7 protein-coding genes are annotated in these 8,289 nt (G+C 58.8%); 1 reads left to right on the forward strand and 6 read right to left on the reverse strand.

All coding sequences use genetic code 11. From position 1 onward, the window contains the following. Nucleotides 1–134 precede the first annotated feature (134 nt). Genes PMI23_RS25550 through PMI23_RS25575 form a run of 6 tightly spaced genes read right to left on the reverse strand, consistent with a single transcriptional unit; the run spans nucleotide 135 to nucleotide 6,084 of the window. The gene (locus PMI23_RS25550; protein ID WP_007912488.1) at nucleotides 135–1,877 is read right to left on the reverse strand and encodes an ABC transporter substrate-binding protein; all 1,743 of its coding nucleotides are present in this window, start codon (nucleotides 1,875–1,877) and stop codon (nucleotides 135–137) included. 47 nt (nucleotides 1,878–1,924) lie between these two features. Continuing rightward, nucleotides 1,925–2,197, reverse strand: coding sequence for a DUF2160 domain-containing protein (locus PMI23_RS25555; protein WP_007912485.1), 273 nt, complete (start codon nucleotides 2,195–2,197; stop codon nucleotides 1,925–1,927). A 10-nt stretch (nucleotides 2,198–2,207) separates the two neighbouring features. Further along, on the reverse strand, nucleotides 2,208–3,008 hold the full coding sequence (locus PMI23_RS25560; RefSeq protein ID WP_003192012.1) for a carbohydrate ABC transporter permease: 801 nt from the start codon (nucleotides 3,006–3,008) through the stop codon (nucleotides 2,208–2,210). Nucleotides 3,009–3,017: 9 nt separating this feature from the next. Further along, nucleotides 3,018–3,884: a carbohydrate ABC transporter permease gene (locus tag PMI23_RS25565; RefSeq protein ID WP_007912484.1), complete on the reverse strand. Its 867-nt coding sequence runs from the start codon at nucleotides 3,882–3,884 to the stop codon at nucleotides 3,018–3,020. Further along, nucleotides 3,881–4,990, reverse strand: coding sequence for an ABC transporter ATP-binding protein (locus PMI23_RS25570; protein ID WP_007912482.1), 1,110 nt, complete (start codon nucleotides 4,988–4,990; stop codon nucleotides 3,881–3,883). The genes PMI23_RS25565 and PMI23_RS25570 overlap by 4 nt, the downstream gene beginning before the upstream one ends. Continuing rightward, complete coding sequence (locus tag PMI23_RS25575; RefSeq protein ID WP_007912480.1) at nucleotides 4,990–6,084, reverse strand: ABC transporter ATP-binding protein; 1,095 nt, start codon at nucleotides 6,082–6,084, stop codon at nucleotides 4,990–4,992. Before PMI23_RS25575 ends, PMI23_RS25570 begins: the two co-directional genes overlap by 1 nt. A 257-nt stretch (nucleotides 6,085–6,341) precedes the next feature. On the opposite strand from PMI23_RS25575, the gene PMI23_RS25580 reads away from it, so the two are divergent. Next, the gene (locus PMI23_RS25580; RefSeq protein ID WP_007912478.1) at nucleotides 6,342–8,180 is read left to right on the forward strand and encodes a sigma-54-dependent Fis family transcriptional regulator; all 1,839 of its coding nucleotides are present in this window, start codon (nucleotides 6,342–6,344) and stop codon (nucleotides 8,178–8,180) included. Nucleotides 8,181–8,289: the final 109 nt, after the last annotated feature.

Genomic DNA, 8,289 nt, shown 5'->3' on the forward strand with positions numbered 1-8,289 from the left:
GTGATCTGCGGCGTGCCCGGAGTTTGTGAACATCACAGAAAACTGTGGGAGCTGGCTTGCCAGCGAAAGCGGTAGATCAGGCAGCAAAAAAAAACGGCACCTTCCGGTGCCGTTCGCCTTTCACAGTTCCACTATCACTTACGCGCATCCGCCCACGATTTCAGCAGTTCGTTGTAGCTCACGGTCTCGCCTTTCGGCTTCTCGTTGGCCAGTTTCGGTTTCGGTGCGCCCGGTTGATCAAACCAGTACTGAGCATCGCGCTCCGGATTCATCTTCGGTGCACAAACCGCCTGGGCTTTGGAGCGTTCCAGACGCGTCATGATCGCGTCCTGATCCTTGGCCAAGCCATCCAGCGCCTGTTGCGGGGTCTTCTCGCCGCTGGCCGCTTCGGCGATGTGGCTCCACCACAGTTGCGCCAAACGCGGGTAGTCCGGCACGTTGGTGCCGGTCGGGGTCCATTGCACGCGGGCCGGGCTGCGGTAGAACTCGACCAGACCACCGAGTTTCGGCGCCAGATCGGTCATCGCCTGCGAGTTGATGTCCGACTCGCGAATCGGCGTCAGACCGACGATGGTTTTCTTCAGCGACACGGTTTTCGACGTGACGAATTGCGCGTACAGCCACGCCGCCAGTTTCTGTTTCTCAGGCGTGGATTTCATGAACGTCCACGAACCCACATCCTGATAACCGAGCTTCATGCCCTCTTCCCAATACGGCCCACGCGGCGATGGCGCCATCCGCCATTTCGGCGTGCCGTCAGCGTTGACCACCGGCAGGCCCGGTTTGGTCATGTCGGCGGTGAACGCGGTGTACCAGAAAATCTGCTGAGCAATGTTGCCCTGCGACGGCACCGGGCCCGACTCGGAGAAGGTCATGCCCGCCGCTTCCGGTGGCGCGTACTTCTTCAACCAGTCGACATACTTGGTGGTGGCGAACACCGCGGCCGGGCCGTTGGTATCGCCGCCACGGGTCACACTGGAGCCGACCGGATGGCAATCCTCAACACGAATCCCCCATTCGTCCACCGGCAAACCGTTGGGCAGGCCTTTGTCACCGCCGCCGGCCATGGAGAACCAGGCATCGGTGAAGCGCCAGCCCAGCGACGGGTCTTTCTTGCCGTAATCCATGTGCCCGTACACGCGCTTGCCGTCGATTTCCTTGACGTCTTCGCTGAAGAATTTGGCGATGTCTTCATAGGCTGACCAGTTCACCGGCACGCCCAATTCGTAGCCGTACTTTTCCTTGAACTTGGCTTTCAGATCGGCGCGTTCGAACCAGTCGGCGCGGAACCAATAGAGGTTGGCGAATTGCTGGTCGGGAAGTTGATAGATCTTGCCGTCCGGCGCGGTGGTGAACGAGATACCGATGAAGTCCTTGATGTCGAGGGTCGGCGAAGTGAAGTTCTTGCCTTCGTTGGCCATCAGGTCGGTGATCGATTCGGTCTTGCCGTAGCGAAAGTGCGTACCGATCAGGTCCGAGTCGTTGACCCAGCCGTCATAGATATTCTTGTCGGACTGCATCACCGTCTGCATTTTTTCCACCACGTCGCCTTCTTGCAGCAGGTCGTGGGTGAGCTTGATCCCGGTGATTTCGCTGAACGCCTTGGCCAGCACTTTCGACTCGTATTCGTGGGTGGTCAGGGTCTCGGAAACGACCTTGATGTCCATGCCGCGAAACGGTTCAGCCGCCTTGATGAACCACTTCAGCTCTTCGAGTTGCTGCTCGGCCGTCAGGGTCGACGGTTTGAATTCACTGCCGATCCATTTTTTCGCCGCGTCCTCGTAGGCATCGGCCCAGGCGGATGCGCTCAAACCGCTGAGTGCCAGCATGGCTGCCAATGAAATGCTATGTCGCAGCTTATTGTTTTTGTCGAACATAGAGACCTCCTGTTTAAGTTGTGGAGCCGCATTGCCGAACGACTCGACTAGCCCCAACGCATCACAGCCAACAGCCACACCAGGGACAACGCGGACGCCACCCAGATGCTCCAGTCGGTGGCGCCGATCACCAGCAAATGCAGGTAGGCGCTGCCGAGAAGACCGATAAACAAGCGATCGCCACGGGTGGTGGCAATCGGCAGAAAACCTCGCCGCAGGATGCTCGGCGAGCGCAATTCCCAAGTGGTCATGCCGACCAGAATCAAGCCGATGACGATGAAGAATGCTGCGGTAGGCGTGGTCCAGCTCATCCATTCCATCATCAGCTCCTCAGACCCGACCGAGGGCAAAGCCCTTGGCCACGTGGTTGCGAACAAACCAGATCACCAGCATGCCCGGCAGAATGGTCAACACCCCCGCCGCTGCCAGCACGCCCCAATCGATACCCGACGCCGACACCGTGCGCGTCATGACGGCGGCGATCGGTTTGGCGTTTACCGAGGTCAAGGTGCGCGCGAGCAGCAGTTCGACCCAGGAAAACATAAAGCAGAAAAACGCCGTCACACCGATGCCGGAGCCGATCAGCGGGATGAAAATCTTCACGAAGAACTTGGGAAAACTGTAGCCGTCGATGTAGGCGGTTTCGTCGATTTCTTTGGGCACACCGGACATAAAGCCCTCCAGAATCCACACCGCCAATGGCACGTTAAACAGGCAATGCGCCAAGGCCACGGCGATGTGCGTATCGAACAGCCCAATCGACGAATACAACTGGAAAAACGGCAGCAGAAACACCGCCGGCGGCGCCATGCGGTTGGTCAGCAGCCAGAAAAACAGGTGCTTGTCGCCGAGAAAACGGTAGCGCGAAAACGCATACGCCGCCGGCAACGCCACGCTCAGCGAGATCACCGTGTTCAGGCTGACGTAATACAGCGAGTTCAGATATCCGGTGTACCAGCTCGGATCGGTGAAGATCACCTTGTAGTTCGCCAGCGTGAAGTCCTGTGGGAAAAGTGTGAGGCCACCAAGGATTTCGGTGTTGCTCTTGAACGACATGTTCAGCAGCCAGTAGATCGGCACCAGCAGGAACAGGATGTACACCAGCAATGGAATCAGCTTTCTCTTGCTCATGGCCGGGCCTCAGCGGTTGGCGTCGGAGTGCGTCATGGCGGTGTAGAACAGCCAGGACACCAACAGGATGATCAGGAAGTACACCAGCGAAAACGCCGCTGCCGGACCGAGGTCGAATTGCCCTACGGCCATCTGGGTCAACGTCTGACTCAGGAAGGTCGTGGCATTGCCCGGCCCGCCGCCGGTGAGCACGAACGGCTCGGTGTAGATCATGAAGCTGTCCATGAAGCGCAGCATCACCGCGATCAGCAGCACGCTCTTCAGTTTGGGCAATTGGATATGGCGGAACACCGCCCAGGCCGAGGCCCGGTCGATCCGCGCGGCCTGGTAATACACGTCGGGAATCGCCCGCAACCCGGAGAAACACAACAGCGCCACCAACGAAGTCCAGTGCCAGACGTCCATCACCAGCACTGTCACCCAGGCGTCCATGGTGTTTGCCGCGTAGTTGTAGCTGATGCCCATCGCGTTGAGGCTGGAACCGAGCAAACCAATGTCGGCACGGCCGAAGATCTGCCAGATGGTGCCGACCACGTTCCACGGGATCAGCAACGGAATCGCCAGAATGATCAGCACCACCGACGACCAGCGGCCCTTGGTCGGCATGGTCAGCGCAACGGCAATGCCCAGCGGAATTTCGATCAGCAACACACACGCGGAGTAGATGAACTGGCGCAGTAATGAGTCGTGCAAACGTGGATCGAGCAGAACCTGCTTGTACCAGTCAGCGCCGACGAAGTAGCGACTGGACTGGTCGAAGATGTCCTGCACCGAATAGTTGACCACGGTCATCATCGGGATCACCGCACTGAATGCCACCAGCAGGAACACCGGCAACACCAGCCACCAGGCCTTGTTGTTCTGCACCTTGTTCATGGCTGCACCTCATCGTCGGCTTCGAGCAGAAATTCATCGGCATAAACCATCAACCACTGCGCCGGGAAACTGATGTACGCCGTGCCCTGCGGCACCGGTTTGTCTTCGGCCAGTCGCACTTTCAACGGCGCGCCGTCGAGGTCGAGGGTCATGATCTTGTAGGTGCCGAGGTCTTCGACGTGTACGACCCTGGCCTGCATCGCGTCATCAAACGGCTCGTCCCAGACATGAATAAACTCCGGGCGGATGCCGACCTTCAGATTTTTCCACTGACCGTGTTCGATATGGCGCTGCATGGCGTCGGACAACGGCAGGTGCGTCGAGGCGAAACCGACGCCGCCGGGCTGCGGCTGCACCTCGATCAGGTTCATCCCGGGGCTGCCGATGAAATAGCCGACAAAGGTGTGGCTCGGCCGCTCGAACAATTCCCGTGGCGTGCCGAACTGGACGATCTGACCGCCGTACATCACCGCAATCTTGTCGGCGAAGGTCGAGGCCTCCAGTTGATCGTGGGTCACGTAGACCATGGTGATGTTGAACTGCTCGTGGATCTGCTTGAGCTTGCGCCGCAGTTTCCACTTCAGGTGCGGATCGATCACCGTCAGCGGCTCGTCGAAGAGGATCGCCGAGACATCGTCACGGACCAGACCACGGCCCATCGAGACTTTCTGTTTTTCGTCGGCGGTGAGGTTGCGCGCCTTCTTGCTCAGGAGGTTTTGCAGGTCGAGGACTTCGGCAATTTCCTGCACCTTGCTGTGCACTTTCGCCTCGGCCATGCCCTGATTTCGCAGAGGGAAAGCCAGGTTATCGAACACGGTCATGGTGTCGTAGACCACCGGAAACTGGAAAACCTGGGCGATGTTGCGCTTCTCCGGCGTCAAGTCGTTGACCGCTTTGCCGTCGAACAACACATGGCCCTGCGAGGGGCTGAGCAGTCCGGAGATGATGTTGAGCAAGGTCGACTTGCCGCAACCCGACGGCCCGAGCAAGGCGTAAGCACCGCCCTGCTCCCAGACGTGATCCATCTCGCGGATCGCATAATCCTCGGCGCCGCTCGGGGTTTTGCTGTAGCTGTGGGCGAGGTGCTGCAAACGGATTTCGGCCATCAGGCAACCCTCGCGACACGCCGGCCCGGTGCTTGCACCAGACGGCCCTGCGCATCGAAAACGAACAGTTTGTGGGTCGGGATGTAAATGCGGATCGGCGCATCGACGTCGTATTCGTGAACGCCGGGCAAGTGCAGCACCAGCAGGAAATGCTCGTTGCGCACATGCAGGAAGGTTTCCGAACCGCTGATCTCGGCAACTTCGACGGTGACTGCCAGTTCGAGGTCGTCATCGTTGCTCGGCACCAGCGAGATGTGGCTGGGGCGCACGCCAAAGCGGAACTCGCCCTCGCCCACCGGGCGCAGATCGACGTTCAACGGGAAGTGCACAAAATTGGCGAAGCTGACTTCGTTGCCGGCGATGCGCCCGGGCATCAGGTTGATCGGCGGCTCGGAGAACAATTCGGCGGCGAGCACGGTTTGCGGCTGGTGATAGACCGAAGTCGACGGGCCGCTCTGAATCACCCGGCCTTCGTGAAGAATCGTCGTGGTGCCGCCGAGTGCCAGCGCTTCGTTGGGTTCGGTGGTGGCGTAGATCGCGATGGTGTGGCGCGCCTTGAACAGCTCGCGCATTTCCTGACGCAGCTCTTCGCGCAGTTTGTAGTCGAGGTTGACCAGCGGCTCATCGAACAGGATCAGCTCGGCGTCCTTGACCAACGCGCGGGCCATGGCCGTACGCTGCTGTTGACCGCCGGACAGCTCCAGCGGATAGCGCTGCAGAAACTTCTCGATGCGCAGCATCTTCGCAGTTTCCTGCACTTTGCTATGGATGATCTCTTTCGAGACACCAGCCTGCCGCAGCGGCGAGGCGATGTTCTCGAACACGGTCATGGTCGGGTAGTTGATGAACTGCTGATAAACCATCGACACGTTGCGCAAACGCACCGGGCGCTGGGTGACGTCGACGCCGTTCATCAGGATGCGACCGCTGTCGGGCTTATCGAGCCCGGCCATTAAACGCATGAGGCTGGTTTTGCCGGACAGGGTGCGGCCGAGCAAAACGTTGAACGAACCGGGTTCGAATTTCAGGCATGCATCGTCGATCCAGGTCTGGCCCTCGACGGTACGGCTGACGTGCTCCAGGGTGAGTGACATGGCTCGGCCTTTTTATTATTGGAGTCAATCGACCTGTGCACGGGAGCGAGTTTCGTGCCAAAAATACTAAGTGATTGATTTGTCGCGAAAATCGGTGAAAGCGTGGGGAAACGGCGTTCATTGCTGAACACATTTGAACAGTTGACCGATTGACAATGAACAATAGTGAACAACACTCTATGAACGCTTTTTGCGAACCGATCCCCCTGTAGGATCGAATAACAATAATAAGAATGCTGCATCAGAGGCTGACTGCCATGGCCGCACCTGCCCCGCCGCTGTCCCACGACGCGATCGTCCAGACGTCCTGGCAACGTTGTCGCGCGTTCGGTCTCGACCACCAAAGCACGCCAGCCTTCGATCAACTGCCTGCCGCCGGCATTGCGCAGTTGCTCGACAGCCATCATTCACTGGTGCAGACCACGCACCAGGAAGTCCTGCCCTACTACGAAAACATCCTCAGCAACTCCAACTGCCTGATCATGCTCGCTGACAATCAGGGCCAGGTGCTGACCTCGTGGGGCACGCAACGCTTTATCGAACCGAATCTGGCCAGGGGTTTTCAGGCTGGGGCGAGCTGGATGGAGCGCTGCAGCGGTACCAATGCGATCGGCACGGCACTGGCGTGTGAGCAAGCGGTGCACATTGAACACGATGAACACTTTCTGAAAGCCAACCGCTTCATGACCGGGTCCGCCGCGCCGATTTTCGACGCCGAGCGCAAGGTGATCGCGGTGCTCGATGTGTCCAGCGACAGCTATCTGCCGCCCTCGCACACGCTGGGCATGGTCAAGATGATGAGCCAGACCGTGGAAAACCGGCTGATCCTCAACCTGTTCCATGGCCAGCATTTTCAACTGACTTTCAACACCGGGTTGAACAACCTCGACAGTCAGTGGGCCGGGTTGTTGATCTTTGATGAGAGCGGTCAGGTGCTGTCGGCCAATCGCCGGGCGGACAATTTGCTCGGCGTGCGTTTGTCGCGGGTCAGCGTTGAGAGCCTGTTCAAAGTGTCACTGCTGGAATTGATCAACCAGCCGGACGGTTTGCCGTTTGCCTTGCAGACCTCTGGGCGTAACCGTTTTCAATGTTTGTTGAAGCGGCCGAAACAGGCGTCGATTCAACCGCGCGTTTTTGCTGCTGAACCCAAAACCGCCGCGCCCACCGCCATCAGCCTCAACACCCTGCACTTCGGCGACAGTCGCGTGGAAAAAGCCGTGCGGCAGGCTGAGCGGTTACTGGAAAAAGACATTCCGCTGCTGATCCATGGCGAAACCGGGGTCGGCAAAGAGGTCTTCGTCAAAGCCCTGCACCAGGCTAGCTCTCGCAGCAAACAAGCCTTCATTGCCGTCAACTGTGCGGCGATCCCCGCCGAATTGGTCGAGTCCGAGTTATTCGGTTATGAGAAAGGCGCATTCACCGGCGCGAATCAGAAAGGCAGCATAGGGCTGATTCGCAAGGCGGACAAAGGCACGCTGTTTCTCGACGAGATTGGCGATATGCCGTTGCCGACGCAGGCGCGGTTGTTGCGGGTGTTGCAGGAGCGCTGCGTGCAACCGGTGGGCAGTAGCGAATTGTTCCCGGTGGATTTGCGGATTATTTCGGCGACTAACCGTTCTCTGCGTGAACAAGTGCAGTTGGGGCGGTTTCGTGAGGATTTGTATTACCGCATTGGTGGTTTGACCCTGGAACTGCCGCCGCTGAGGGAGCGCAGTGACAAGGAGGCGTTGTTTAAGCGATTGTGGGAACAGCATCGTGAACCGACGCAGTGGGCGGGGTTGAGCCAGGAAGTGCTGGAGCTGTTCAGCCGTCATCCGTGGCCGGGGAATTTGCGTCAGGTCAGTAGTGTGATGCAGGTGGCGTTGGCGATGGCTGAGGAACAGCCGGTGAGGCTGGAGCATTTGCCGGATGATTTTTTTGTGGATCTGGAGATGGAGCCGGTTGAGAGCGCGGCGCCGTTGGGGCTGGATTTGAATGATGTGGAAGCGTTGAACCGGGAGTTGAAGGCTTCCGGGGGCAATATTTCGCATCTGGCGCGACGTTTGGGTGTTAGCCGCAATACGCTCTATAAACGGTTGCGGCAGATTGAAGGTTGAGTGAACCCCTTCCCCTCATCGGAACGCCGCCCGCCCATCCCTCTCCCGGAGGTAGAGGGAGCCGACCGAGGTGTCTGGCACCGGACATCGACCTGAAACATCGTGGCGA

Origin of the sequence: Pseudomonas sp. GM24 (assembly GCF_000282235.1) — a bacterium.
Taxonomy (GTDB): Bacteria; Pseudomonadota; Gammaproteobacteria; order Pseudomonadales; family Pseudomonadaceae; genus Aquipseudomonas.

Coding starts and splice junctions, on each gene's coding strand:
- PMI23_RS25550 (WP_007912488.1), bottom strand. CDS start 1,877: ATGTTCGACAAAAACAATAAGCTGCGACATAGCATTTCATTGGCAGCC.
- PMI23_RS25575 (WP_007912480.1), bottom strand. CDS start 6,084: ATGTCACTCACCCTGGAGCACGTCAGCCGTACCGTCGAGGGCCAGACC.
- PMI23_RS25555 (WP_007912485.1), bottom strand. CDS start 2,197: ATGGAATGGATGAGCTGGACCACGCCTACCGCAGCATTCTTCATCGTC.
- PMI23_RS25580 (WP_007912478.1), top strand. CDS start 6,342: ATGGCCGCACCTGCCCCGCCGCTGTCCCACGACGCGATCGTCCAGACG.
- PMI23_RS25565 (WP_007912484.1), bottom strand. CDS start 3,884: ATGAACAAGGTGCAGAACAACAAGGCCTGGTGGCTGGTGTTGCCGGTG.
- PMI23_RS25570 (WP_007912482.1), bottom strand. CDS start 4,990: ATGGCCGAAATCCGTTTGCAGCACCTCGCCCACAGCTACAGCAAAACC.
- PMI23_RS25560 (WP_003192012.1), bottom strand. CDS start 3,008: ATGAGCAAGAGAAAGCTGATTCCATTGCTGGTGTACATCCTGTTCCTG.